Raw genomic sequence first — 24,968 nt, 5'->3', positions numbered from 1 at the left:
TTACTCATACAAAGATAAAGCCTCTATCCAATGGATAGAGGCTAGTAAAAGATTAATGTGTCGGTATATTTGCATTGTCCTCGCAGACTTTTACCATGAATTCGTATTGAAGCAGTCTTACCTCAAATAGCTTAAGAGGGTCATAATAACGCTCGGGGCTTGCTTTCATCTGTTCAAGCTTCAGGTTGGCATCTTCAATGGTCTGCTCGGTATCTGTCACAGTATTATTCAGTTCTGTGAAAGGTGCCTGGTAGAACATGCTGACATCGGCTTTTAATGCCTTTTCAAACAGGTCGAACTCCAGGAAGAATTTTCTGATGACCGACTCTGTCACATCTTCAAATCTTTCATTCTCGATGTATTTCTTATATTGGTTGTAAAGCAGCTGGTTGTTGCTTTGAATGGACCCAAACAGGCGCCCTGCACTCTTCAGCAGGAATTGTGTCGTGTTTGGTCTGTTTAAAATGTTTTCCTTTTCCACGTCAGCCCTGCTAAGCATACGGTTGACGTCTCGGCGCCAGTCCTCAATCACTTTAAAGTCGCATTCCAATTTCATGCGATCCTCTTTGTAAAGACCATTAAAGGTTTGGCTCATTTCTCTCAGGTATTCCTGACTTTCCAGGAGCTCCCTGTTCGAGGAATCCAGCCATAGCTGCAGCTCCTGGCGGAATCTAGGCAATAGATCCTCCTGCATGTAAAGTTGGATCTTTTCATTCATCCGTTCATTCAGTTCATGATGCAGATTACTGAAATTGCTATCCTCTTTTACATAACTTGAGCACTCTCTAAGCAGCTTCGGAATGGTCAGCTTCACTTCGCGTTTCATATCCTGGGTTACTGCGCGATAATTCTCTGAAACTGTGCGGATTTTCTCAAGCTCCGCATCCTGCAAGTGGTGGATGAAGCCTTTGAGTCTGCCTAAAATATCCTCATTGAAGGTAACCGTACTCACCAGATTATCCTCCATCGCAATACGGCTGTTCAAGAGCTCAGTCAATGTGGAGCGGATAAGCTGCAACAGCTTGGATGTGCGTCTCTCCTCCACAGCCTTGTTGCGCAGCTTGAAGTTGGCGTCCATGAAGGTAGCCAGACCTGGAAGCTGCTTATTTGCCCCACGTAAGGAGGAGTATGGATACACTCTTGCATCCGGGAAAAATTCGTTGATCCTGTTTTTCGTCTCCTCGATAATCTGTGCGGCTTCCGCCTCATGGAAGGCTGTATCCATTTTATTTATGACAAAATGCACGGGAATCTCCGGTGCACGTTCTTTAATTTTCACAAGCACATGCAGCTCTTCCTCCGTAAATGGAGTTTGAGCATCCAACACGTACAAAAGTCCATCCGATAATGGGACAAAATCAAGGGTTTCGTTGCTCTCCACATTTTTCACATCAAATTCGGAAGTGCTGATGAGCGAGTAATTCTGCTCTTGCAGGAAGGTGGATGGCCATTTCAGGTCAATGATCGCTCCTGCCTGATGTTCCCCTAAATCGTTCAGGACCCTTGTCCCTTGAGCCGTTATTTCGTTCAACTCAGCCTTGTCTTCATCAGCCCTGATAAAGATCGGGCACGCCTCATCCCCTAACAGCTTTTCCCCGATCAAGGAGTTCAAGAACGATGTTTTGCCATTCTGAGCTGTACCGGTTACGATAATATGCTTTTGGTTCAGGTTTGTCAGCTGGGTAAATAGCCACTTCTTCTGATGGCCCACCTCAAGATGGTTGTTCTTCGCCCAATTTATCAATGTTTTGAACAATTCAACGGTATAGCTTACCTGAATGCTGTCATGCTCATAACGGAAGATGCGGGTTTCGGCATCATGCAGCGTATCCGCCGAAATGGCAGTCGGAAACACTTCCGCCCATGACATGACTGCTGCCGCTGCAAACAACGAATTGGACTGATTGGAAATCTTCAGCCAATTGCTCAAAAGATCAGGGACAATCCCCTCCAATTCTCTGACCAGATATTTTCCATCGATCAGATCAAGATAGGCTGTCTGGTGAAGATCCGCCACCACATTCCAGGAAACGGAAGAATTCTTCTCCAGGTTCAGGAACACGGCATTGATCGTTTTTATCCACGATAGGTATAACGTGTGGTTTTTATAGCTGTTCCACAATCCAGCCGTCACTTCTTCAAATACGTGCTTGTCGGCTTCCAGCAGTGTCATCAGGACATCATGGAAATATTCAGGTGCGAAGCCTTCGGCGTGGCGCTCCTGCTGCACATAGAGGTTCACTCTGTCAAACCAGTGCGGTGACCTCAAACGAATGGATTCATTGACCGCAAGCTCTATTGCATGGTTCCAATCCTCCTGCTCTTCATAGAACAAGCGTGCAGTGGATGTCACATCAGGGTAGTCCGGATCGATGGAGATTGCCTTTCGCAATTGCTTATAGGCACCCTTCTGTTTCTCCCTTTCCACATACAGGTTGAAAAGCTGCATCGCCACTTCCACCCGCAGAACATCGTTATCAGTATGGATCTGCGTATAAATATCCTCCGCCTCTACTAGCATTCCTAGCTCGTAATAGGCATCCGCAATATTCTTTTTCGCCCATGGCGCCAGTTCATTGTGAATATTTTCCCACTTAAAGATAGCACTTTCATAATCCTTGCTATGAAAATAAACCTCGCCCTGGGCAAAGCGAATAAAGGAGAGATCATACACTTCCTTTGTCTGTTCTGTCAAAAATGCCTCTCCAAGCACCTGGACAGGATGCTTCGTTTCGACATCGAGCATAAATGTTTCAAAATACGTTTTATTAATGAATTTGCTTTCCGTAGTCATTTTTCCCTCCACCAATCTTTATTTCTGCTTATTTTTATGGCTGTTTTCGCAGGAATTTCTGCTTTTAACGAATACAACATAAACACGTAATTTCACTTACTTTCGTGCTCTTTTCAGGTGTATTAGATAATTTACTTTTTAAATAATGCGTAGTTTATCTCAGTAAAAAATCCAAAAGCCGATTTTTTACGGTCATAAGCAACAAATTTTAAGAAAAGAGCTTTTTTAAAAGAGAAAAGTAATCTAATGGTTCTAGTAGCTTCGTCTCTTGATAGAAAATATACTATTCTGCTATATAGTTCGTCAGTCATTTCGTTTTTAGGACCATTCTATACTATACCCTTTTACTTATTGGTATAACTTTTCCGGTCTGAAAAAAATTCGACACATTTCTATCGTACTAGCTTGATAAAAAGACATTCTATTTGCGATAATTTAATTGGTAGAATAATCGGAAAATAATAGGGGGTTTTTTTATGGATATCAAGCAGATCGGTCAAATAGGGATAACTGTAAAGGATTTTGATAGAGGGGTAGCCTTCTATAAAGAAAAATTGGCACTTCCTTTGCTGTTTTCAACTGGGAATCTAGCTTTTTTTGATTGCAATGGAGTCAGACTGCTTCTTAGCCTTCCCGAAAAAGAGGAATTTGCAAATGCCAGCTCGATCCTTTATTTTACGGTGGAGGACATCAAGGATTCCTATGAAGAATTGGTGAATAACGATGTAAGGTTTCTGGATGAGCCTCATGTAGTTGCTAAAATGGGAGATACAGAGACCTGGATGGCCTTCTTTTCGGATGAAGAGGGCAACACACATGCATTAATGAGTGAAGTTACCATATCCTAAGCTTATTTGCGTTTGCGTGAAGCTTCTTAAAGGTATTTTACATGCAAAAGAGGGCGCCCCATTCATGAACGCCCTCTTTGCTGCTACTTATTCATATGCGCCAGAAAATCTCCCAGCAACTTATCTACATCTTCACTTTCCAGCTCTTCAGGCTCCTCTTCACTGGACGCCTGTTCCTGTAAGGCTTTATTCCAATCAAAGGAGTCTAGATCATCGTCTCCGTTTAGATCGATTGGAGCAGCTTCCTCCTCTTGAATGGATGCTTCCTGCTCTTCATATCTAGCAGGGATATCCTCCTGAAGATAGAGAGCTTGATCGATATCCGTCGAATTGCTGTTCATCGCGGCCAGAATACTGGTGGCACGAACAGGATCAGATAGCAATTGATACACGATACTCCCAAGCAAAGCCTCTGAATGCTGATGCTTCAACCAGTCTCTTTGGTTTTTGCTAAGAGAGTTCGGCAATGGAATGGAAATGGTTTCTTTTTCCCGTACACTTGAAGTCGTAACTCCTTGCATGACAAACTCCGCTATCTTACTGGAAAAATTTCTTCTCTCTGTTTCCTTTAGCTTTTGCAGATGCTTCAGCAGGTGGTCCGGAGTATCAGAGGGAATCCGGAAAGAGATGGCCTGTCCTCGTTTTATTTCGTTCAGGGAGCCGGTTTTCTTCATAGAATCACCTTATTTTACGCTTTTACAGCTTTTTGGTCTTTTGGTTCTTTTGCTTTATCGGATTTCTTTTTGAAATCAGCGATAAGCTTATAGTAGGCATTCGCCATCATCCAGATGCTTTCCTTCTCGTCCTCGAAGAAATCGATGTTATAGCCATCCAAGCTGTTGTTTAGCGTCTTCAGATAGTCCTTCAATACCGTTGCTCCACCACCAACAAAATAGCAGATCTCTGTCTGGGAGTTTTTCAACCAAACATTACGCAGTAAGCGATATTGTTTTTTCGCCAAATCAAGCAGGATTCTATCGGTAATATCATGTACGCTTGTTCTGCTGCCGCGCACCATGATGTGGTTGCGGTCATTCTTCTTTGTGATGATCTCGACAACATCCCTGCGGCTATCAAGCTCCACGCCGTGCTTGGAACGGATTTCTTCTCTGATTTGCTCCAATGCTTCGGACACACCAAGGTTGAACCCTTGCGCTTTGTCATCATCCACATTACGGTTTTTAATGACAGCGATATCCGTTGATAATCCACCGATATCCTGGATGAGGATGCGCTTATCAATAAGGTCCTTGTTAATGATGTTTGCATTGTTATCCATCACTAGATTGATGTATGCCGCGAATCCTTCAGGATAGACTTTTACTTCATCAAATTTAATATTCACTTTCAAGCCTTGATATTTCGGGGTGATAAGGAACTCCACCTGGTGGACAGATCCAAGTAGCTTGGAACGATAGCCAGCGTCCTTTCCTTCCTTCACTTCTCTTAGTGGAAGTCCAGTTCCTAGTGTGTAATTCGCATCAATCACGTTTTTATTGCGCGTAAAGTGCTTTTCATTTCTTGCATTTACAGCATCCAATGCTAATGTAGCAAATAGCATGATCAATGTCTGGTCTTCCTCTGACTTGCTGCTGCCTGGATCCAGTTCTGTCGCATTATTGCTTTTGGTCGCTAGGTTACCAATACGATAGATTGCGTTATTGTCCTTAAGGGCAGGGGAGTGGAGACGAATATGCAGACCATCCAGTGGATCCTTGTTGTCAAGCTCTTCTATTCCGATTACAGGACGGTCCTCAATATCTCTAGCTACTACGTTCGGAATATTTAATTCGGAGTCTAAGTGTCCAAAAATAGCTTTAATAGAATCATTACCTACGTCAACTGCTGCAATTCTTGAATAAGTCATTTGTTCATCTTCCTTTCTTTTCCTTGTTCATAAGTATCTTTCCATAAGTAGAAAATAAATCTAGTAAGTATATCTTAAGCCTACAGAATATTTGTCTACTATTCAATCATTCTTGTGAATCGTAATGAAAGTGTAAAAAATGTATACGTTTCTGTAAACTTCATTTTTTCGTATACACTTTTCGTATACAATGATTACAAACTTGTATACATCCCTATAAATCAACTTGTTTACACATTCGTATACAAGTACACGTTTTTGTAAACAAAAGTATACATTTATGTACACTTGTACACAGAAATTGTATACTTCCATATTATGGTTAAAAATATCTTTCCTATCCTCTCCCCTCCCCTCTTGTTAAAAAAAACGGGGCATCGTTTAAATTCCGATACCCCGTATGCCCCGTATAAGAATCGACTACCCACAAACAATACGTATTTTATTGTTTGAACGTGAAACGCAGCTGACAATAACATCCTGTGCTTTTTTTTGTTTATCTGATAAAAAGGAGTCATTATGAACAATTTCCCCGTCGAGCACTCGCAATTCACATGTACCACACCTTCCAACTCTACAGGAATATGGTACCTCAATCCCTGCTCCAAGGAGAGAATCAAGCAAACTCTTATCAGCAGGTACAGATATCGACATCCCATTGCTGAGCTCTGCAGTAAATGAGGAAGAAGCGCGAATTAACGGGGCAGAAAATTGTTCACTATGTATACTGGAAGCAGGATATCCAATATCCGCGCACATTTGCAGATGAGACGAAATAAAGGAATTGGGACCACAGAAATATACATGCGTACCAATCAAATGGTCGAAAAGCCCCTCCCCTTTCAACCGTTCCCCCTGTTCAGAAAAATAGAACCGGGTTTCCCTTGAATAATGCTGTTCAAGAAAGGAAGAAAACGCACACAATTCCTTATTTTTAGCCCCATAATGCAGTTCAAAGGTCTTGCCTCTTCTTTTCAGATCAGCCATCATCGATAAATATGGGGTAATGCCAATACCTGCTGCATAAAAGACATGGTGCCTCGCCCGATAACTCAGAGGGAAATGATTTCTAGGGTAACTTATCTCCAATGTGTCGCCAACTCTTGCTATCCTATGCCAAAAAATAGAGCCTCCTTTGGAATCATCAGCTAAACCAACAGCAATCCTATAGACATCCGTCTCATATGGACTGCTTATCAGCGAGTAGTGTCTTACTAGGCTAGGCTGCTGAAGAAAGGTTTGTATATGTGCTCCACCACTGAAGGCAGGAAGAGGTGCGTCATCCAAAGCAGCAAGTGTAAATGATTTTACCTTTGGCGTCTCCTCCTGAATGGACTTAATGTAGACCCTTATCCTATTTCCATTCACCTTGCCCCCTCCTTTCTATGAGATTTCTGAATAACCCAAATAGGCATTCCTAAATTTGGAATAATGATCTGAAACAGAAAGGCTTATCCTGCAAAAGGAGCAGTTTATCCGAAAATTACCTCTCTCGATTTTAATATCAGAAACCATATTTATCCCGTGGCAACGGCAGCAGAAAACGTTCATGTTTTTTGTTCCTACCCCGATAAAGCTGGCTTCCTCAGAAGTAAAACCTACATCTTCCGCTACTATTATTAATTGATCGAGCCTCTTCCATTCGACAGCTATGTATAAATAAGTCCCCATCTTTTGCCTACTCAACCCATGCTTCATTTCTTCTTGTAAACGGTCAGAACTAACATGCTTATCTATTTGAATGACTTCAACAGACGCCTGCCTTACTTGTACTTCGCGAATAAGGGAAGAGAGTTCCTCTTCCCCAGTTTCATCTACACAAAACAGATAATGTCGTTTATTGGGAATGTAGGTGGCAATATTTCTCTGCATTTTGCTCCTCCTATTCACTTACTCTACGATTTAGATAATCAATGACAGCTTCCCTGTACAAGGATAGACCCTTGTATTCGTAAATAAATGGAGGAAGTTCTTCTAGTATTCCGGCAAACTGCTTCGCCCACTGTTTATTTGTTGCAAACATTTCCAGTGAAAGCAGGTGCGTATGAATAGTAAAAAGGATAGTTTCCGATCTGGGAAGCCTGAAGAGCTTTTGAACCTCCACTCTTAGATGAACAATTTCACCTGCATTTTCGCTCGTTACGAGCTTTCTCTCCTTCCCCCATTCATCAAATGTTTCCAAGGATGTGTCAAGCCGGTCGCCCGCCTGCATTTGCCAATTCAGTCTTCCCCAAGGCGAGCCTTCCTCCAATCGAAGAATAAACTGGCGGATCCGATCATCCAATCCCTTCTCATTAAATCCTGGAATTGGATGATGCAAGTCCTTAAAGCACATCCCCAAGTTGAAAGCCAATGACCAATTACCTGGAAAGCAAAGCTGTCCGGCGTCCAAATATAGCTCCCCATCCTTCTGAACCATCAGAATCAGATCCTCCTGAACATGTTTTCCGATAAAATCCAAAGGCTCACAAGGCAAGGTGGCTCCGTCGCCAAATATGAACGTGACTTTTTCGTCTACCATTTTATTATGAAAAACCCACTCATCTTCGCACTTATGTAATGTAAACTTTTCCGGGAAATATGTTGCCATGTTATCCATAACAAGCGCCAGTGCTTCCCACTGTGCATCAAGAGTATGGGAAAGCGAGTGATAGCAGCGTTCAGGGTGATGTGTAAGTAGGTCCCGTTTCAATTTCACTTCCTGTTTGTACTTATTCGAAACCTCAATACTTGAAGGCGGATCCAACGGCATAGAATTATTGGAATACCGATATATCTCTCCTTTAAAGGGATAGGGGAAATGTTCTAGATCACTGTATGTATTCAACTCGCCACCACTTTCAGAATATTATATATATTAATAGTATGGGAAAAAAGGTCTGATAGCAATAAGGAGGAGAATAATAGTCTTTGGGACCATCATTCTCCTCCCTTTCTATACCATCAAAGCTTTTGAATAAATCGAGCTACCTCCTCGTTGAATCTATCTGTCTCCTCCAGAAATGGGCAATGGCAGCTATTTTCAAAGAGAACCAATTCTGCATTCGGCAGATTACGCTTTAGATGCTCGCCGGCAGCTACGGGTATAAGCTTTTCCTCCCTGCCAAAGCAAAGTAGTGCCGGAGATTGGATGGAAGGCAGCGTAGCCCGATAGTCCACCACGGATTGATCAAAGAGAATCGCACTGGCCACACCAACCGGCGGGCTTGTCGTTTCCTCAAGCATCCACTCCAGCTCCGCTTCTGATAATTCACTTTTAAACATAAGAGGCAAAAACCCTTTCAGGAATTCTACTCTATTTTCTTGAACTTCCCTCATGAAATGGGTTAATGTAGCAAGGTCAAAGGCTCCGATTGGAAAGTCCGGCCATTTGAAATCCGATGCCAATTCATCCACAATGACCTTCCCCTTCACATTCCCCTCGCCAAACAGCTTCAGGTATTCCCATACCACAAAAGCCCCCATCGACCAGCCCACCAGTACTACATCCTTCAGATTCAGCTTTTCCAGAAAGGTTTGTAAGTCCTGCGCGTACGTTTTAATGGTATGTCCATCCTCTACCTTTGAAGATCGGCCATGTCCCCTTAAGTCTAACGTTATGGCTCGATGTTCTCTTTTAAAATATGGAATTTGTTCTTTGAAAAAACGACTGCTCATCCAAACTCCATGAATGAAGACCACAGGTGTTCCCTGCCCTTCATCTTCGTAATACAACTCCACACCAGGACCAACTTCCAATATCGCCAATATCTCTCCCCCTTTTTTAGTCTATTAACTATATATTCAACCAACATTTTTTTATTATCAAAGTATAAAAAAACAGCGATTACCTTATTGGCAACCACTGTTTTCCGTCTAATCTCCGTCCCAAAAGAGATCATTCAACGTTTTGGACAACGCTTTGCAAATGGCAACACATAGACTGAGACTTGGATTATATTTTCCGAGCTCGATCAGTCCGATGGTTTGTCTGGAGACGCCTACTATGTTTGCCAATTCCTCTTGTGACAGGTCCTTTTCCACTCTGGCCATTTTCAATTTGATATTTTTCATGATCTCACCTTAAATATTCTCATCATCTTCAAGTTCCTTGCTTTCTATTTTATCACTGATTTTCTTAGCAGCGAGGAACGGACCCCCAAAAATAATCAGAAAAAACGGGATATAGAATAGCAAAGTGACAAAAAACACGAGAATAAAATAATAGATGCTCTCTTCTCTTGTATCTGCAAAATTTATTGCACTATTGGTTGCGAAAAATGCAGCAAGTCCAAGTCCCACCACAGCTGGGATGATGATGTTTTTCTTCGTAAAAGATAATCTGCTGTTCTTATTATGCATCTCCACTTCAGAGGAGAGTAGGCCCATACTCGTAGAACGGATGATGTAATAGATGCCCTGACCTACCATAATCACCAGCTCTGTTGTGACATTTCCCAGATCGGACCCATTGAGATAGAATTTCCATCCGATGGACAGAATACAGACCGCCATAATGCCGATGTAGATCTCCCGATAGATTTTGTTTTGCATATTCACGATTCTTTCATCCAACAATTTGGTTCTCCCTGTAAAAAACTTCATTTCTTACCCCTCCATTTATTTCCTTTGTTATCTCTATTATATAAAATAAACGTCTTTTTGCAATATATATATTGCAAAAAGTTAAATATATTTTATAATTTCATTAAAAAACACAAAAGCCATCATGACTTTTGTGTGTTAGAACTTAACAATGATCTTCCCTCTTGCATGACGACTTTGAAGCTTTTTCAAACCTGCAACGAGCTCTGTACGAGGCAATATCTCTTTTATGAGAGTGTTCAGCTTCTTCTCCTTTACCATTTGCATTAATGTCTCAGCCATAAAGGAAAGGTTCCCGACCGCTCGATCATCGTTTGATGCATGGGCAGCTCCGAGTGCGACTTCATGGATGGAAGGAGAAAGGGAAAACGGCTTAACATCGGACAAGTCAGGCGGACCGGCTATATAGGCCAACTGCCCTGAAAATGCCAAACGTTCGAGGTCAGCTGTAGCGACATCCCTGCTTACCCTATTCAGGATAAGATCCATTCCCCGGCCAACCGTCTCCTCATGAACCCTTTTCGTCACATCTTCCTTTTTATAGTCAATGGCTATATCCGCACCCAATGACATAACCAACTCATGATTTTCGGTGGATGCTGTGGTGAAAACCTTCAGACCCAGCTGTTTTGCCAGCTGAATGGCAAACCCGCCGACACCTCCTGCACCGGCATGAATAAGGATATTCTTCTTTTTGGTGGTATTCAGCTTCTGCAGTACTGCCTCATACGCTGTCATTCCTGCACAGAGGATGGAAGCGGCCTCTTCAAAGGAAACACCTTCCGGAATCAAGGCAGCCGCTCTAGCGTCCACTGCAGCGTACTCCGCAAAGGCCCCCTTTCTAACCAGGCTGGTGTGTACGGCTACCCTGTCCCCCACTTTAACGTTTGTGACATCATTTCCTAACGACACCACTTCTCCGGCTAAATCCACGCCTACAATATGTGGATATCGCCATGCAGGATTTCCATTCAATGCAACTTTATAATCAACTGGGTTCAAGGCAACCGCTTTGACTGCAACCAGCAGTTCACCTGCCTGTATTTTCGGTTCCTCTATTTCTCCCCATTTTAAATAATCCAAACTGCCAGGCTCCGTTAACAACCATGCTTTCATCTTCATTCCCCCTCTCTATTAATAAGCACCTTCTGAATAGGTCAATTCATAGGAATGGGAGTAGATCTCCACCAGATTTCCGAAAGGGTCTTCGCAGTAGACCATACGATATGGCTTTTCACCGGGGTAATACTCGCGGATTGGCATACGCTGCTTTCCGCCATGCTCAACTATTTTCTCCACAAGCCCTTCTACATCGGGATCCTGGACACAGTAGTGGAAAATTCCCGTCTTCCAGTACTCAAAATTATTCTCAGGCTTTTCGTTCTGTGGGAACTCAAACAATTCGATTCCAATCTTATCCCCTGTAGCAAGGTGGGCAATACGGAACTTTCCCCAACCTTCGCCGAATACATCAGTGCACATGATTCCGATAGCAGAATCATCCTCCACGACTTCTGCAGGCTGCATGATGACATACCAGCCCATCACCTCTGTATAAAATTTCACCGCTTCTTCCAGGTTTGGAACAGAAAGTCCAATATGTGAAAATGTTCTTGGATATCTCATGATTCTTCCTCCTCGTAATTTTGGTTGATTTTTAATATAATGCATATCGTAAATGATTATCCTAAGGAAAAAAAGTACGCACTTTCAGGTAACTACTATCGCAAGGAAGGATGTTTCACGTGGAACCAATCAACTTTCCCGTTAACCGTGCCTTGTCCATTATTGAGGGCAAATGGCGACCTCAAGTATATTGTGCCCTTGAATCGGGCCCTAAACGTTTTTCTGAATTGGAACGTGAAATTCCAGAAATCAGCCGCAAGGTTCTGACAGATCAGCTTCGGGAACTGGAGGATATGGGAATGGTGAAACGCACCTCCTTTCCTGGAAAGGTGCTTCATGTGGAGTATGAGCTGACAAAGGAAGCCATGTCCCTACAGCCAACGATGAAAAGCCTATGTACATGGGGAGAAAACAACTGTGAAGATAAATGAAAGCACGGCAGGATGGTTATTGACTGCCGTGCTTTTAATTCATTTTCCTGATTATCTTTCTTCCTTCAGTCCTTCATTTAAGATTCCTTCTTCTAAGACAGCAAATTTGTCTCCGTATACCTTTGTGATGTGCTTTTCCCCCCAGGCACATAAGGAGTCAAGAATTCCCTGTAAACTCCAGCCGTATTCACTTAATTCGTACTCAACCTTTGGAGGAACTTGATTATAAATGATACGATTTATCACACCATCCTCTTCTAGCTCGCGCAATTGCTGCGTGAGCATTTTTTGGGTAATGCCGGGCATTAGACGTTTTAGTTCGCTTGTCCGTTTTTTCCCGTGAGTAAGATGGCATAAAATGACGCATTTCCACTTACCGCCTATCACTTCAAGTGTGGCCTCTACTGATATATTGTACTTCTTCTTTTGCATCGAATGATCCTCCTATTTCATAGGAACCAAAAAGTTCCTATATAACTTTTTGGTATCTATGGCACTAAAAAGTACGTTCTTCTCTTATTGTTCCCCTTGTATCATAATAGCATTTGCCGGCTAACATACACCATTTTTTATTTTATATAGTGTGTAGACATCGAGAGTCTTGCATACAACAAAGAACAGAACCCAAGGAGGAGAAAAATGAGCTTAGATAAAAAAAGAAGTGTATCCGCATTACTTGCATTAGCGGTTAGTGCATTTGCCATAGGAACAACCGAATTTATAAGTGTGGGATTATTGCCGCTGATTTCACAGGATCTAGATATTTCTGTAACAACAGCTGGATTAACCGTTTCTTTATATGCCTTAGGTGTCACGTTAGGTGCACCTATATTAACGGCTTTAACATCTAGAATGTCGCGAAAAACCTTATTGCTTTGGATTATGGTCATCTTCATCATAGGAAATAGTTTAGCTGCTAGCGCGACCAGCATTGGCTTGTTGCTTTTTGCCCGAGTGATAGCTGCTTTTTCTCATGGTGTGTTCATGTCAATCGGTTCCACTATTGCCGCCAATCTAGTACCTGAAAATAAAAGGGCCAGCGCAATATCCATCATGTTTACAGGTCTAACAGTAGCCACAGTAACAGGTGTACCATTTGGAACCTTTGTTGGTCAGCAGTTTGGTTGGAGAATGGCTTTCGTGGCAATCGTTGCAGTGGGAATCATCGCTTTCCTTGCCATAAGTATCCTTATCCCGTCTGATTTGCCAAAGGGCTCTAAGACAAAAATCAGTGACCAAGCCAAGCTTCTGAAAAATGGGAGATTACTCCTTGTATTTTTTATTACTGCATTAGGATATGGTGGTACATTTGTTGTTTTTACCTATTTAGCTCCACTGTTACAGGATATAACAGGCTTTCAGGCAGAGACAGTCGTCATTATTTTACTAGTTTATGGTATTGCAATCGCAATTGGAAACATCATTGGTGGAAAGGTAGCCAATCAAAAACCGATAGTTGCACTCTTTTATATGTTTGTCGTACAAGCAATCGTCCTTTTTGCCTTAGCTTTTACTGCACCGTATAAAATAGCCGGTTTAATTACCATCTTTCTAATGGGAATCTTTGCTTTTATGAATGTACCTGGACTCCAAGTATATGTCGTAATGTTAGCCGAGCGTTTTGTGCCAAGTGCAGTTGATGTAGCTTCTGCCATTAATATAGCAGCATTTAATGCCGGAATTGCAATAGGATCTTATTTAGGCGGGGTGATTACAGACTCAATCGGATTAATTCATACACCCTGGATCGGTGGGCTTATGGTGCTGGCAGCAGTCCTTCTTACAGGCTGGAGTCGGGCACTTGAACGAAAAGATAATCAAAAAAATCACTTTATCGCAGCATAAAAACATATTAAATTATTGGAGGTAGAAAAAATGGCAAAACATCTACAATCTACAACAACATTGCATAATGGTGTGAAAATGCCCTGGTTTGGAATCGGTGTATTCAAGGTGGAGGAAGGACCGGAATTGGTGAATGCAGTAAAAACTGCGATCCAACAAGGCTATCGCAGTGTGGATACCGCTGCTATTTATGAAAATGAAGAAGGCGTAGGCGAAGGTATTCGTGCTGGAATGGAAACTTCAAGTATCGCAAGAGAGGATTTATTCGTTACATCAAAGGTTTGGAATGCAGATCTTGGGTATGAATCTACCATCGAAGCTTATGAAAAGAGTTTACGTAAGCTTGGTTTAGAATATTTAGATCTCTATCTCATCCATTGGCCTGTAGAAGGGAAATTCAAAGATGCGTGGAGAGCGTTAGAGACACTTTACAAAGAAGGTCGTGTCAAAGCAATCGGTGTAAGTAATTTTCATATTCATCATCTAGAGGAATTGATGAAGGAAGCGGAAATCAAACCGATGGTCAATCAAGTAGAGTACCATCCTCGTCTAACCCAGCATAATCTTCATGCGTTCTGTAAGGAACAAGGAATTCAGTTGGAAGCATGGTCCCCATTGATGCAGGGTCAATTACTGGATAATAATGAGTTAAAAGAAATAGCAGATCGTCACGGTAAATCTGTTGCACAAGTTATTTTACGTTGGGATTTACAAAATGAAGTGGTGACGATACCTAAATCAATAAAAGAGCAGAGAATTATCGAAAATTCCTCCATCTTTGATTTTGACTTGACCCAAGAGGATATGACTCGAATTGATGCCTTAAATGAAGATCATCGAGTAGGTCCCGATCCTGATAATTTCGATTTCTGATTTAATTAGTGATTAAAAAAGGTATAATCCCATATTCAGTGAGGATTATACCTTTTTGTGCTGCTATGGAGATTAAATTCCTTCTCGATTCCAGTGGCGATGTGCGGATATAGCTTCAATAAAGCTAGTAGAGAACTGTTTCATATCCTCTCCAGCCACCACTCCAGGACTATCCGCTATTTCTAGCTTTTTCAGCCACTTCACACCATCATGAGTTGCTCCAATCGGTTTGAAGTGGTCAAAGGCTTCTTCTACAAAATAGGTGGTTTCCCGGTCGAATTTCTTGTCCGTTTCTTTGCCTCCTACAACATAAAGCGCATCGAATAGGACAGAATCACAAGTTAAGAAGGTATGATCGACCTCCAATTCGGAGCCGTCCGAACCCTTCACCACTCCAAGCTTTGTACTTATGATCTCCGGCTGGACACCTTGCTCATTCAATGTTTCCAACACAGCATTCACTTCACTTCCTTGGAACTGATCAGCGATGATCACGCCAACTTTTCGTGTATCCGGTTTTTTCTCCGTTTTCTCCTGGCTCAATGCCGGCGAAGATTTGCTTACTCCTGATTCCTGCCCTTCAGGAGGTGTTGCACCGATTGCTTCAGCAAAAGTGGATGCAAGCTCCACACTGACATTGGCGAACATATCCACTACCTGCTGCTGGACAGATTTGCTCTTCACTTTACCGAGTTCAAAGCTGAATGCCTGTTTGATATGCTCTTTCTCAGGCTTACTCATGCTGTTCCAGAACATTGTGGCCTGGGTGAAGTGGTCCTTGAAGCTTTTACTTCTGCTGCGCACCTTGCGCCCTTCCACCTTTTCCTGATAGTGCACATAGCCGCCTTCCTCTTCACTCACTGGTCTTGGCGTATTGTAGGCAAGGGAATTTTTATGATAGCTTACAGGGCCACGGTTGATGGTTTGACGCCCATAGCCATCCCTTTGGTTGTTATGGAACGGGCATACAGGACGGTTTATTGGCAACTCGTGAAAATTGGGTCCGCCAAGTCGGATTAATTGTGTATCTGTATAGGAGAATAACCGCCCCTGCAGAAGTGGGTCATTGGAAAAATCGATTCCCGGTACCACATGTCCAGGGTGGAAGGCCGCCTGTTCGGTTTCTGCAAAGACATTGTCTACATTACGATTCAAGGTCATTTTCCCAATGATCTTGACGGGAATGTCCTCTTCCGGCCACAGCTTTGTAGGGTCGAGAATATCAAAATCAAATTTAAATTCATCTTCCTCGGCAAGAATCTGAACGCCGAATTCATACTCCGGAAAATCCCCATTTTCAATCGACTCCCACAGGTCACGGCGATGGAAATCGGGATCTTTTCCGTTTATTTTCTGCGCTTCATCCCATACAAGGGAGTGCGTGCCCAGAACCGGCTTCCAATGAAACTTCACGAAATGTGCTTTCCCTTCTTCATTTACAAAGCGGAAGGTATGCACCCCGAACCCTTCCATCATCCGGAGGCTTCGGGGAATGGCCCGGTCTGACATGGCCCACATCACCATATGGGCGGACTCCTGGTTGTTCGCTACAAAATCCCAGAAGGTGTCATGTGCTGAGGCGGCTTGGGGGATTTCGTTATGAGGCTCCGGTTTTAATGCGTGTACCAAATCCGGAAACTTCATGGCATCCTGGATGAAAAAGACCGGAATATTATTACCGACCAAATCATAGTTCCCTTCTTCTGTGTAGAACTTTGTAGCAAATCCTCGGGCATCCCGCACCGTCTCCGCGGATCCCCTGGAACCCGCCACTGTGGAAAAGCGAACAAAAACAGGTGTCTTTTTCGATGGGTCCTGCAGAAATCCCGCCTTTGTATATTCCTTCATCGATTCATATAATTCAAACTCGCCATGTGCTGCGAATCCACGGGCATGGACAATTCGCTCCGGGATGCGCTCATGGTCGAAGTGCGTCATCTTTTCTCTGAAATGGAAATCCTCCATCAAGGTCGGACCGCGTTCGCCTGCTTTCAGCGAAAATTCATCCTCCGATACCTTCACACCCTGGTTGGTGGTCATCTCTTTTCCTTCATCTTTTACACGAAACTGTTCCAACTGATCGTTTTTGCGGTTTTCATTACTCAAACTGCGTTCCTCCCCTTGGTAACATTTATGTAAAACATATACTCTTTTCACGTACCCTACTGGATTGTCGGACAAACGGGTATTTGGGGATTCTTTTTTACTATTTTTCTATAAAGTCCTGCACTTTTGAGATGAAAAAACGATTCAATTCACAGATTTTCACCCTAAATATCCATAATTAGATTCTCTCCTAAAAAAAGTATTATGATATTATTGTAAATAATGGATATACCAATAAAAGGAAGGGCAATTTGAAAATTCTAAAATGGGTAATACCATCAATTTTTTTAATTATTACATTCTGGTATGCTATTGATTTAATTAGATATAGTGATTTTGACGAAAAGAAATTAATATCTGAAGTTAATGGGGATATATTGGTATTATCAGAACTCAGAATTGATCCAGAAGCCTCATATAAAGAGTTAGAGGTGGAAATTACAGGTGAAACTAAAATAACAGGGTTAGGTCTGAATACTCTCTTTGTAAATAGCATTGATGATTTAAAACACGGTCAAAAGGTAAGAGTCTAGTTTAGAACAAATGCTGATAATAAAAACATAGCTGAAAAAGTGGTAGTGTATAACTTGTTTAATTTTCATTAAATTTTTGAAGCGGGAGCTTACCTTTATTTAATGGAACAAGAATAAGAAGTCCATAAAAATTCAAAAACCCAGAGCCTTTGATTAACGGGTTCTTTTACTTGTCACAAAAATCAAATATTTCTATTAAAATGACCAACAATTTATATGTGAATTAGTTGGTCATTTTTTATGGATAAAACGCGAATAATGATAAAAATAGGCTTAAATATGTGGTCAATTTGTATATAGATATGTAATGCTACAGAGATTTCTGTTACCTCGTAAATCGGACTGCAAAATGCTGTGTAATTATTCATTGATGATTTTCGTATAGGTATGAGAATGAATAGGCGGAGAATTTCCGGCTAATGTATATAGAGGAAGCTTAAGAAGCAAAGATAAGCGGAGCAATTCCGGTTAACTGCTCTAAATAAGGAAAAATTCAAGATTTGGATCATATAAGCGAAAAAACTCCGCTTATTCTTAGGGAAATATGGGCATTTCCCAATTTAAATGGAATTTTTCCGGTTATTTTTTGGGCCATAACATCCATTATACATTAGGTGGTCATTTGTAATATTCTTACATAACAAATAAACCTGCATCTTGGAGGACTAAATGTATAACAAATATAAGCAGATTTTTAAACGAAAAATTGACAGGTATTCGAACCCGTTAACCTTTGATCTGGTATTTTTACTGTTTAAATACAGTGCTAATTTCACTGTTATTTCCATACCTGATTAAAATGCAAATTAAAGTTTTCTCTCCCAAAAATGAGTCTATTACTAAAAGGTTAGTGGATGTTTTCGGTCTCAAATATCAAGGTATGGAGCTTCTTTCTGATACTTCTGATAGGCGTCTCGCGGCCGTAGTGGACGGCGTTGGTGAGAAATACGGCGGTTAGCTCTTTGGTCGGGTCCACCCAGAGGCTCGTGCCGGTAAAGCCGGTATGCCCGAATGAACCAATCGACCATTTATCCCCACAGGACGGAGCCTCCCCGATTCCGCTCCAGACCTCAAATCCCAGTCCACGGTTAAACTGGCGATGTTCAACTGCCATTTTCAGATAAGCGGGGGGAATAACTGATTGCGACTCGGGATACAGCAGGATTTTTGCGTATGTCGCCATATCCTCTATCGTGGAGAATAGCCCCGCACTCCCACTGACCCCTCCAAGCTGGTATGCCTTCTCATCATGGACCTCTCCTTGAATAAAGCTATCCTGATACTTTTCTGTGGAAGCTGCCTGCCTTTTGACCTCTTCGGATAGATTAAAACGGGTATGCTTCATTCCCCACGGTTCATGGATCTGTTGCTTCACAAAAATATCGAGTGTCTGATCGGTGACCTTCTCTGTTATTTTTCCGAGCAGGATCATGCCGAGGTCGCTGTAGATCATCATTTGACCAGGTTCATAGGTTAATTCCTTCTGAAAGATTTCCCCGAGGACATCTCTTTCTATTTTTCTTTCCCTATAAGGGAGATCTGCAGAAAAACCGGAAGTGTGGGTCAGCAGATGCTCGATGGTCACATCATTGTGTCTGAACCCTGGCAATACGTCCCTGACCAAGGTACTAAGTTTCAATTCTTTTTTTGCTATAAGATACAGGATCGACGGTACTGTGGCAGAAATTTTGGTTAAAGAGGCTATATCAAATAGCGTATTTGCCTGGATGCGCTGCTTCACACCATTTTTGTCAGTAAAAGACCCATAAGATTCCAAGCATTTTACTTCGTCATTTTTAGATACGTAGAGGATCCCACCTGGAATCTCCCCATTTCCCATCAGCTCTTTGATATAATCTTTATACAAGATGGTATGCCTCCAATCGTTTAATCTAACTTTTCTATCATTATATAATAAATGCACTAGTTGGATTTCCTTAAAAAGGAATAATTAAATTTAAGAGAGTTTTATTTAAAATGAGGGAGAGAAAAATATGAATCAAGCTTCACAAGAATATTGGAATGAGTTTTGGACAAGCATAGGTCAAGAAGAACCAAGATCAGTGAGTGCGTGGCAATTCGGATCTAAACCAGACCATTTAGCTCAATTAGTAATGGATGGTGTTAAAACAGCCACTTGTTCTGGTTTGATTTTTTATGAAATGGAAAACGAGCCTCTGCCTGCCGTGGAAGATTATAGTGTAATTTTAAATGGGAATGATGAACCCTTGGCGATCATTAAAACCGTTGATGTAAAACTGATGCCAATGAATGAGGTTCCAGAGGAATTTGCTGTTGCTGAAGGCGCTGGGGATCGAACATATCAATATTGGAAAGACGCGCACGAAAAATTCTTCAAGAAAGAGTTAAGTGATTTAGGACTAGCATTTTCAGAAGATATGATGTTGGTATGTGAACGTTTTAAAGTAGTGGATATAAAAAACAAGTAAAAAACGCTTGGGGATGGCCAAGCGTTTTTGTCTTTCAATCAGCTCAATATCCCGTGAAGTCCACCGAGCAAAGTGAATATAACGAGATGGTCCCCGATTGCGATTAAAAATGCTTTTCGGGTCATCAAACCAAACAATGAATTTTTAAAATACACCAATGAGATAATGACACCTATCATTGCCCCAATCACAAGCCCTTCCATAAGGGAATGAGCACCTGCTGCCTCTATGAATACCGCCATGATAAATGAACTGATAAAAGCAATGATGACAGAAACGATGTATTTAAGTGGCCCCTCACTTTGTTTGAACTGTGCGTCCTTCTTCTTTCCGAGCATGATGGAGTAATATATGCCCCCATAGACCATATAAAGAATCCCACCTGCTAATATTGCCAAAAAACTTATTTCCTTCAAATCCAATTCCATACTCTTTCCCCCTATTTCGGTTCGATGGCTAATGCGATCGCTTTAATTTTACATTGTAGGCTTAACGTGCCAGGAATAGGCTCCACCTCTACCAGTTCCACTGGATTCGCCAGATACTTATATCCGCTTTTAGGCAGCCAGAAGCTGTAAATCTCAGAATAGCATTCGATCAATCTATTGCGCTCTACATAGTCCAAGGGCTCATCAAATTCATAGATGACATGCTTACCGCCCCGAAAGTGATAAATCCGCTCCTGCTCCAACGTGAGCTTGTCCTGATCATTTACGGGTAAGAGACAGTCATACCTGCTTTTTCCGGGTGGGGTGATATAAGGATTATTCTTTGGTATTCCGTACAAAACCTTATCCTCGGTCACTAGTTCCCTTGCATTCGCAAAACGATAGATTTCCTCCCAAACACCGGGCACACCTTCTGTATAAGGTCCGACGCTTTGCCTTCTCACTGCTGTAAATGCAGGGAGTTCAGCGGTTTTGACCTTTTCCAAGTTAAGCCACTGAAACTTATTATAGCCCTCGTGTTCCTGGTGTGCTTTCTCCATCTTGCGGGATTGTTTAGATTTCTTGCTATCATCTTCGTATTCACGTGGAAACCGCTCCAGATATCCCCCTTCCCGCCACTTTTTCGGACTCATCCCGAAATTGGCCTGAAAGGTAGCTGTAAAATAGGAGAGGGAGGAAAAGCCGCACATGAGTGCAATTTGGGTGATTGGAAGCTGATGTTCATAGATAAGGAAATGTGCCGCGTTCTCCAGTCGCAGCCTTTTTACATAATTAGCAGGTGTTTCCCCTACTATCCCCTTGAAAAGTCGCTGAAAATGATAGGGGGAATATGTGGAAACTTTAGCCAGCCGATCGAGGGAGAGCGATTGGTCGAGATTGACTTCTATATATTCGAGGACATTGTCTATCTGGTAGTGCTGCTCTTTTGTGTACATGTATGTATAAAACCCCTTGCATTTGCTTTTATTGGTAATTTTATTATAGCAAGAAAACGCGAAAAGAACCGGAATATATCCGGTTCTTCGTGTATGATGCACTTTTTTAGATGGACACATCTCCAATGGAAAATGACCATTTGAGTGCTTCTGATAGTTTATGTAAGGTTGAAACTTGAACATCCACCGTTCCCGCTTCGATTGCAGCGATGTCGTTTACATTCAAGCCTGTTAAAAGGGCAAGGTTCTCGTGATCGAGGCCTCGTCTTGTTCTAGCCGTGATTAGTTGTTTGCCAATAATGTTCACCATAGTCCCCCCTGTAGTTGAAAGCGATTACATTTTATTATATTATAATTAAATTTTTTGAAAATTTCAATATCAATTTGACGAAGGTTCTAGCTCCGCTGTTGATTTCCGCACTAGGCTGTTCTTTCCGCGGGCGGTCCGGAGCCTCCTCGGCTTCGCCTGTGGGGTCTCCCTTGTCCCTTCCTCCCGCAGGAGTCTTCGCCTATTGCTCCAATCAACAGCTAGCATACTTAAAAATTTTTAGAATTTAATATTCCGTGTTTTTGTTGTATTCATCAAAAGCAACAATATCTACATAAACAGCCATTAATAAAGGCAGTACACCTTCACTCGGTGCACTGCCTTTGGGAAAATTGCAAAATGAGGATTAATAGCCTGTTCCTTTTCCGCCCGTCACGATAGCAATGCCGGAGCTTGCTCCGATACGCGTTGCGCCTGCCTGTACAAGCTTTCTGGCAGTATCGAGGTCTCTTACGCATGCAGAAGCTTTTACGCCCATATCAGGCCCTACAGCTTCTCTCATGAGCTTGATATCTTCTGCCGTGGCACATCCAGGACCAAAACCTGTAGAGGTTTTTACAAAGTCCGCTCCTGCCATTTTTGCAAGAATACAAGCTTTTTTCTTTTCTTCGTTTTCAAGGAGTCCTGTTTCAATGATAACTTTAACAGGTGCATGGCCTTTTGCTGCTAGAACTACCGCCTCGATGTCCTTTTTTACCGTTTCGAAATCACCGGATTTAAGAGCGCCGATGTTCATGACCATGTCAATTTCCGTAGCCCCGCTTGCGATGGCGTCTCTTGTTTCGGATACCTTCACAAAGCTGTTCGTTGCGCCTAACGGAAAGCCCACTACAGTTGTAATCCCGACGTTGGAGCCTTTCAATTCCTTTGCAGCCGTTGCAACCCAGTAAGGATTCACACAGACCGTTGCAAAGTTATATTCCTTTGCTTCTTCACAAAGCTTTATCACTTGGTCTTTTGTGCTTTCAGGCTTCAAAAGCGTATGGTCGATCATACGCGCAATGGAAGGCCCTGTGATTATATTGGAAGAGGAGCTTGAGAAATTACTGGATTGCCCCGTAGTAGCTGCTGCCTGTACCGGCTTGCCATCCTTCAGTTCCTGTTTATTTGTAAGCTGTTCCATGATTTGATTCGTAATTTGTTCCACCAATGCTTCTATTTGCATTGTTTCCACCTCACATTAATGTAATCGGTCGACAATTCCGGCAATGACTGCATCAAAGGCACCGTTCGGGTCTCCGATGATGTCCCTTGCCGATCCACCTTCTTCTAGAATGAGCACATAGTCTCCCGCTCCTGCATGGAAGTGATCGATGGCGATCATTGCATCACCGCACTTCTTCCCCTGTGCATCAACGGGAATGACGACCATGAGCTTTTTATTTTGGTGACTTGGTGTTTTAATCGTCGAAACGACGTTTCCAACGACTTTTGCCAGCTTCATAGAGTGCTAGGCAGGATTTTCTCGATATCTTGGTGTGGTCTAGGAATAACGTGAACAGATAGGAATTCCCCTACACGCTGTGCTGCATCTGCGCCAGCTTCTGTAGCCGCTTTAACAGCCCCTACATCTCCACGTACCATGACAGTTATCAGGCCACCGCCTACTTGCACCTTGCCTACTAGGGATACGTTCGCAGCTTTCATCATGGCATCTGCCGCTTCGATTGCGCCTACCAAACCTTTTGTTTCGATCATTCCTAATGCGTTGCTCATTTATATTTCCTCCATTCGTTTTACGTTATAATAGTCGATGATTCCAAGAATCCCTGCATCTGAGGGAACCAAATCTTTATTTAATGGGAGGGAGGATTCCCGGCTTTTTGCCAGGTACACAAGATCTCCTTCTCCAGATTGCCCGATGGTATCTATAGCAACAAGTGGTTTGCCTTTATTCTGCAGTTGATCATCCACAGGCTGGACAATCAGGAGCTTTAATCCTTTTAAATTGTCGTCTTTATGTGTACAGATCATATTACCGATCACTTTTGCTACAAACATGCTCTAACCTGCTTTCAGCGTTTGATAAAACGGCTTTCGATTTCCATGACCTTGGTGACACGGCGGTCATGGCGACCACCGGCAAAGTCCGTCTCAAGCCATGTCTTGACCAATTGCTTGGCAAGACCTTCCCCGATGAATTGCCCGCCGATTGACAGCACATTGGCATTGTTATGCTCACGGCTGTTGATGACGGAGGATAGGTCCCAGCAAACGGCTCCGCGTACGCCAGGTATTTTATTAAGTACCATTCCGCTGCCTACTCCGACACCATCAATCATGATGCCGACATAGGACGGATTTGTTGCCACACACTCTCCGACGAGAAAGGCAATGTCAGGATAGTCAACCGATTCCCCCGCTTGGCAGCCAAAGTCGAGATATTCATAGCCAAGCTCCGTCAAATAAACCTTCAACGCTTCCTTCAGTTCGTATCCACCATGGTCGCATCCCATTGCAACTTTTTTCATTTACATGTCTCCTTTGGCAAATACAGCGATGATTTTTTCGAAAGATGCGGCATTCAGGCTCGCCCCTCCAACCAACACCCCATCGATATCCCTTTGTGAGGAATACTCCCCTGCATTCTTCTCGTTTACAGAGCCTCCGTACAGAATAGAGATGCTTTCCGCTCTGGCACCAATTAATTTGGTGAGTACTGCCCTGATATAGGCATGCGTGGACTGGGCCTGCTCGGCAGAAGCCGACTCCCCTGTCCCGATCGCCCAAACCGGCTCATAAGCCAGGATGAAATTTGAATCTATATCTTGCAGGGCGCCGACAAGCTGGGTTGTCAGTACTTTTTCTGTTTGCCCACTGTTCTTCTGTTCGATGGTTTCCCCGATACAGATGATCGGGGTCAGGCCCTCTTTTATGGCCTGTTTAATCTTTTGGTTCACCTGTTGATCATTTTCATGAAAATACTGCCTTCTTTCGGAATGTCCGATGAGGACATACTGACAGCCGATATCCGCAAGCATGGCGGCAGAGATTTCCCCTGTATAGGCGCCCTGGTCTGCTTCATGGACATCTTGAGCGCCAATACTGACCGAGGAGCCTAGCTGCTTGGCCAATAAACCTGCCGGATATAAGAGCTGGGCTGGTGGACAGATGACCACCGACACAGTGTCCCTGCTTTTCAGTTCCTGTAGATAAACCGCCATTTCCGAGAAGGTTTTATTCATTTTCCAATTTGCTATTGCATAGCTGGTCCTGGTGGAGATGGGCTCAGCGGATTGCTGGATCGCCGCTCTCACCAGTTGTTCGATATAGGATTTTACCGCTTGATCCATCATGGT

Annotated in this window: 29 protein-coding genes; 6 read left to right on the top strand and 23 right to left on the bottom strand. The window is 42.7% G+C overall.

Translation table 11 applies throughout. The features are described 5' to 3' along the window. Positions 1-52: 52 nt before the first annotated feature. Complete coding sequence (locus tag ACFVAD_RS22245) at positions 53-2,794, bottom strand: GTP-binding protein (RefSeq protein WP_386645484.1); 2,742 nt, start codon at positions 2,792-2,794, stop codon at positions 53-55. 476 nt (positions 2,795-3,270) lie between these two features. Here ACFVAD_RS22245 and ACFVAD_RS22240 point away from each other — a divergent pair, with 476 nt between their 5' ends. Beyond that, a complete protein-coding gene (locus ACFVAD_RS22240) occupies positions 3,271-3,642 on the top strand; it encodes a VOC family protein (protein WP_386645481.1) in 372 nt (123 codons plus the stop codon). An 83-nt stretch (positions 3,643-3,725) separates the two neighbouring features. On the opposite strand, the gene ACFVAD_RS22235 is transcribed toward ACFVAD_RS22240, so the two are convergent. The 10 genes from ACFVAD_RS22235 to ACFVAD_RS22190 all read right to left on the bottom strand — a co-directional run bounded on the left by ACFVAD_RS22235 (position 3,726) and on the right by ACFVAD_RS22190 (position 11,719). Then, on the bottom strand, positions 3,726-4,316 hold the full coding sequence (locus ACFVAD_RS22235) for a hypothetical protein (protein WP_386645478.1): 591 nt from the start codon (positions 4,314-4,316) through the stop codon (positions 3,726-3,728). A 14-nt stretch (positions 4,317-4,330) separates the two neighbouring features. Next, a complete protein-coding gene (locus ACFVAD_RS22230) occupies positions 4,331-5,509 on the bottom strand; it encodes an Alp7A family actin-like protein (RefSeq protein ID WP_386645475.1) in 1,179 nt (392 codons plus the stop codon). A 420-nt stretch (positions 5,510-5,929) separates the two neighbouring features. Continuing rightward, positions 5,930-6,877, bottom strand: coding sequence for a PDR/VanB family oxidoreductase (locus tag ACFVAD_RS22225; RefSeq protein ID WP_386645472.1), 948 nt, complete (start codon positions 6,875-6,877; stop codon positions 5,930-5,932). A 15-nt stretch (positions 6,878-6,892) separates the two neighbouring features. Next, positions 6,893-7,381 carry a hypothetical protein gene (locus ACFVAD_RS22220; protein WP_386645469.1) on the bottom strand — a complete coding sequence of 163 codons (489 nt, stop codon included), beginning with the start codon at positions 7,379-7,381 and terminating at the stop codon, positions 6,893-6,895. A gap of 10 nt (positions 7,382-7,391) precedes the next feature. Next, positions 7,392-8,336, bottom strand: coding sequence for a heme-dependent oxidative N-demethylase family protein (locus tag ACFVAD_RS22215; RefSeq protein ID WP_386645467.1), 945 nt, complete (start codon positions 8,334-8,336; stop codon positions 7,392-7,394). Positions 8,337-8,452: 116 nt separating this feature from the next. Continuing rightward, positions 8,453-9,256: an alpha/beta fold hydrolase gene (locus tag ACFVAD_RS22210; RefSeq protein WP_386645464.1), complete on the bottom strand. Its 804-nt coding sequence runs from the start codon at positions 9,254-9,256 to the stop codon at positions 8,453-8,455. Between the two features lie 108 nt (positions 9,257-9,364). Next, a complete protein-coding gene (locus ACFVAD_RS22205; RefSeq protein ID WP_386645461.1) occupies positions 9,365-9,562 on the bottom strand; it encodes a helix-turn-helix transcriptional regulator in 198 nt (65 codons plus the stop codon). 9 nt (positions 9,563-9,571) lie between these two features. After that, the gene (locus ACFVAD_RS22200; protein WP_386645458.1) at positions 9,572-10,093 is read right to left on the bottom strand and encodes a DUF6773 family protein; all 522 of its coding nucleotides are present in this window, start codon (positions 10,091-10,093) and stop codon (positions 9,572-9,574) included. Between the two features lie 138 nt (positions 10,094-10,231). After that, positions 10,232-11,209, bottom strand: coding sequence for a zinc-binding dehydrogenase (locus ACFVAD_RS22195; protein ID WP_386645455.1), 978 nt, complete (start codon positions 11,207-11,209; stop codon positions 10,232-10,234). Between the two features lie 18 nt (positions 11,210-11,227). Beyond that, on the bottom strand, positions 11,228-11,719 hold the full coding sequence (locus tag ACFVAD_RS22190) for a lactoylglutathione lyase family protein (protein WP_386645452.1): 492 nt from the start codon (positions 11,717-11,719) through the stop codon (positions 11,228-11,230). Between the two features lie 110 nt (positions 11,720-11,829). Here ACFVAD_RS22190 and ACFVAD_RS22185 point away from each other — a divergent pair, with 110 nt between their 5' ends. Continuing rightward, complete coding sequence (locus ACFVAD_RS22185) at positions 11,830-12,150, top strand: winged helix-turn-helix transcriptional regulator (RefSeq protein WP_386645450.1); 321 nt, start codon at positions 11,830-11,832, stop codon at positions 12,148-12,150. Positions 12,151-12,201: 51 nt separating this feature from the next. On the opposite strand, the gene ACFVAD_RS22180 is transcribed toward ACFVAD_RS22185, so the two are convergent. Continuing rightward, complete coding sequence (locus ACFVAD_RS22180) at positions 12,202-12,582, bottom strand: winged helix-turn-helix transcriptional regulator (RefSeq protein ID WP_386645447.1); 381 nt, start codon at positions 12,580-12,582, stop codon at positions 12,202-12,204. Between the two features lie 207 nt (positions 12,583-12,789). Between ACFVAD_RS22180 and ACFVAD_RS22175 the strand changes: the two genes are divergently transcribed. Continuing rightward, complete coding sequence (locus ACFVAD_RS22175; RefSeq protein WP_386645444.1) at positions 12,790-13,995, top strand: MFS transporter; 1,206 nt, start codon at positions 12,790-12,792, stop codon at positions 13,993-13,995. Positions 13,996-14,025: 30 nt separating this feature from the next. Then, on the top strand, positions 14,026-14,868 hold the full coding sequence (locus ACFVAD_RS22170) for an aldo/keto reductase (protein WP_386645441.1): 843 nt from the start codon (positions 14,026-14,028) through the stop codon (positions 14,866-14,868). 72 nt (positions 14,869-14,940) lie between these two features. Here the strand turns inward: ACFVAD_RS22170 and ACFVAD_RS22165 are convergent, their stop codons facing one another. Then, positions 14,941-16,974 carry a catalase gene (locus ACFVAD_RS22165; RefSeq protein WP_386645438.1) on the bottom strand — a complete coding sequence of 678 codons (2,034 nt, stop codon included), beginning with the start codon at positions 16,972-16,974 and terminating at the stop codon, positions 14,941-14,943. Between the two features lie 251 nt (positions 16,975-17,225). On the opposite strand from ACFVAD_RS22165, the gene ACFVAD_RS22160 reads away from it, so the two are divergent. Continuing rightward, on the top strand, positions 17,226-17,507 hold the full coding sequence (locus tag ACFVAD_RS22160; protein ID WP_386645435.1) for a hypothetical protein: 282 nt from the start codon (positions 17,226-17,228) through the stop codon (positions 17,505-17,507). An 847-nt stretch (positions 17,508-18,354) separates the two neighbouring features. Here the strand turns inward: ACFVAD_RS22160 and ACFVAD_RS22155 are convergent. Then, complete coding sequence (locus ACFVAD_RS22155) at positions 18,355-19,374, bottom strand: serine hydrolase domain-containing protein (protein ID WP_386645432.1); 1,020 nt, start codon at positions 19,372-19,374, stop codon at positions 18,355-18,357. 127 nt (positions 19,375-19,501) lie between these two features. Here ACFVAD_RS22155 and ACFVAD_RS22150 point away from each other — a divergent pair, with 127 nt between their 5' ends. Then, positions 19,502-19,957, top strand: coding sequence for an ASCH domain-containing protein (locus ACFVAD_RS22150; protein WP_386645429.1), 456 nt, complete (start codon positions 19,502-19,504; stop codon positions 19,955-19,957). A gap of 38 nt (positions 19,958-19,995) precedes the next feature. On the opposite strand, the gene ACFVAD_RS22145 is transcribed toward ACFVAD_RS22150, so the two are convergent. From ACFVAD_RS22145 to tpiA, 9 genes are all read right to left on the bottom strand, one after another. Beyond that, positions 19,996-20,385, bottom strand: coding sequence for a DUF1761 domain-containing protein (locus tag ACFVAD_RS22145; protein WP_386645426.1), 390 nt, complete (start codon positions 20,383-20,385; stop codon positions 19,996-19,998). An 11-nt stretch (positions 20,386-20,396) separates the two neighbouring features. After that, on the bottom strand, positions 20,397-21,341 hold the full coding sequence (locus ACFVAD_RS22140) for a helix-turn-helix domain-containing protein (RefSeq protein WP_386645424.1): 945 nt from the start codon (positions 21,339-21,341) through the stop codon (positions 20,397-20,399). A gap of 106 nt (positions 21,342-21,447) precedes the next feature. Continuing rightward, complete coding sequence (locus ACFVAD_RS22135; RefSeq protein WP_386645420.1) at positions 21,448-21,651, bottom strand: helix-turn-helix domain-containing protein; 204 nt, start codon at positions 21,649-21,651, stop codon at positions 21,448-21,450. A 364-nt stretch (positions 21,652-22,015) separates the two neighbouring features. Continuing rightward, entirely contained in the window at positions 22,016-22,663 is a 648-nt protein-coding gene (gene deoC, locus ACFVAD_RS22130; protein WP_224840948.1) for a deoxyribose-phosphate aldolase, read from the bottom strand. Positions 22,664-22,849: 186 nt separating this feature from the next. After that, positions 22,850-23,113: a EutN/CcmL family microcompartment protein gene (locus tag ACFVAD_RS22125; protein ID WP_386645417.1), complete on the bottom strand. Its 264-nt coding sequence runs from the start codon at positions 23,111-23,113 to the stop codon at positions 22,850-22,852. Further along, complete coding sequence (gene eutM, locus ACFVAD_RS22120) at positions 23,110-23,385, bottom strand: ethanolamine utilization microcompartment protein EutM (RefSeq protein WP_204413230.1); 276 nt, start codon at positions 23,383-23,385, stop codon at positions 23,110-23,112. Before eutM ends, ACFVAD_RS22125 begins: the two co-directional genes overlap by 4 nt. Further along, the gene (locus ACFVAD_RS22115) at positions 23,386-23,670 is read right to left on the bottom strand and encodes a EutN/CcmL family microcompartment protein (protein ID WP_386645414.1); all 285 of its coding nucleotides are present in this window, start codon (positions 23,668-23,670) and stop codon (positions 23,386-23,388) included. A 14-nt stretch (positions 23,671-23,684) separates the two neighbouring features. Continuing rightward, entirely contained in the window at positions 23,685-24,140 is a 456-nt protein-coding gene (locus ACFVAD_RS22110) for an RpiB/LacA/LacB family sugar-phosphate isomerase (RefSeq protein WP_386645411.1), read from the bottom strand. Beyond that, positions 24,141-24,965: a triose-phosphate isomerase gene (gene tpiA / locus ACFVAD_RS22105; protein ID WP_386645409.1), complete on the bottom strand. Its 825-nt coding sequence runs from the start codon at positions 24,963-24,965 to the stop codon at positions 24,141-24,143. It abuts the gene before it with no gap. Positions 24,966-24,968 lie beyond the last annotated feature (3 nt).

This window comes from Sutcliffiella sp. NPDC057660 (assembly GCF_042800035.1).
Lineage (GTDB): Bacteria > Bacillota > Bacilli > Bacillales > Bacillaceae_I > Sutcliffiella_A.
Note: the sequence above shows the minus strand (reverse complement) of the source record. Positions and strands in the feature narration are given on the sequence as shown.

Bases quoted from the DNA above. Each gene is read 5' to 3' on its own strand.
- ACFVAD_RS22110 (WP_386645411.1), bottom strand. From the start codon at position 24,140: ATGAAAAAAGTTGCAATGGGATGCGACCATGGTGGATACGAACTGAAG.
- ACFVAD_RS22125 (WP_386645417.1), bottom strand. From the start codon at position 23,113: ATGAAGCTGGCAAAAGTCGTTGGAAACGTCGTTTCGACGATTAAAACA.
- ACFVAD_RS22235 (WP_386645478.1), bottom strand. From the start codon at position 4,316: ATGAAGAAAACCGGCTCCCTGAACGAAATAAAACGAGGACAGGCCATC.
- ACFVAD_RS22230 (WP_386645475.1), bottom strand. From the start codon at position 5,509: ATGACTTATTCAAGAATTGCAGCAGTTGACGTAGGTAATGATTCTATT.
- ACFVAD_RS22205 (WP_386645461.1), bottom strand. From the start codon at position 9,562: ATGAAAAATATCAAATTGAAAATGGCCAGAGTGGAAAAGGACCTGTCA.
- ACFVAD_RS22195 (WP_386645455.1), bottom strand. From the start codon at position 11,209: ATGAAAGCATGGTTGTTAACGGAGCCTGGCAGTTTGGATTATTTAAAA.
- tpiA (WP_386645409.1), bottom strand. From the start codon at position 24,965: ATGATGGATCAAGCGGTAAAATCCTATATCGAACAACTGGTGAGAGCG.
- ACFVAD_RS22150 (WP_386645429.1), top strand. From the start codon at position 19,502: ATGAATCAAGCTTCACAAGAATATTGGAATGAGTTTTGGACAAGCATA.
- ACFVAD_RS22180 (WP_386645447.1), bottom strand. From the start codon at position 12,582: ATGCAAAAGAAGAAGTACAATATATCAGTAGAGGCCACACTTGAAGTG.
- ACFVAD_RS22145 (WP_386645426.1), bottom strand. From the start codon at position 20,385: ATGGAATTGGATTTGAAGGAAATAAGTTTTTTGGCAATATTAGCAGGT.
- deoC (WP_224840948.1), bottom strand. From the start codon at position 22,663: ATGATCGACCATACGCTTTTGAAGCCTGAAAGCACAAAAGACCAAGTG.
- ACFVAD_RS22220 (WP_386645469.1), bottom strand. From the start codon at position 7,381: ATGCAGAGAAATATTGCCACCTACATTCCCAATAAACGACATTATCTG.
- eutM (WP_204413230.1), bottom strand. From the start codon at position 23,385: ATGAGCAACGCATTAGGAATGATCGAAACAAAAGGTTTGGTAGGCGCA.
- ACFVAD_RS22175 (WP_386645444.1), top strand. From the start codon at position 12,790: ATGAGCTTAGATAAAAAAAGAAGTGTATCCGCATTACTTGCATTAGCG.
- ACFVAD_RS22115 (WP_386645414.1), bottom strand. From the start codon at position 23,670: ATGTTTGTAGCAAAAGTGATCGGTAATATGATCTGTACACATAAAGAC.
- ACFVAD_RS22170 (WP_386645441.1), top strand. From the start codon at position 14,026: ATGGCAAAACATCTACAATCTACAACAACATTGCATAATGGTGTGAAA.
- ACFVAD_RS22245 (WP_386645484.1), bottom strand. From the start codon at position 2,794: ATGACTACGGAAAGCAAATTCATTAATAAAACGTATTTTGAAACATTT.
- ACFVAD_RS22200 (WP_386645458.1), bottom strand. From the start codon at position 10,093: ATGAAGTTTTTTACAGGGAGAACCAAATTGTTGGATGAAAGAATCGTG.
- ACFVAD_RS22185 (WP_386645450.1), top strand. From the start codon at position 11,830: ATGTTTCACGTGGAACCAATCAACTTTCCCGTTAACCGTGCCTTGTCC.
- ACFVAD_RS22135 (WP_386645420.1), bottom strand. From the start codon at position 21,651: ATGGTGAACATTATTGGCAAACAACTAATCACGGCTAGAACAAGACGA.
- ACFVAD_RS22240 (WP_386645481.1), top strand. From the start codon at position 3,271: ATGGATATCAAGCAGATCGGTCAAATAGGGATAACTGTAAAGGATTTT.
- ACFVAD_RS22190 (WP_386645452.1), bottom strand. From the start codon at position 11,719: ATGAGATATCCAAGAACATTTTCACATATTGGACTTTCTGTTCCAAAC.
- ACFVAD_RS22140 (WP_386645424.1), bottom strand. From the start codon at position 21,341: ATGTACACAAAAGAGCAGCACTACCAGATAGACAATGTCCTCGAATAT.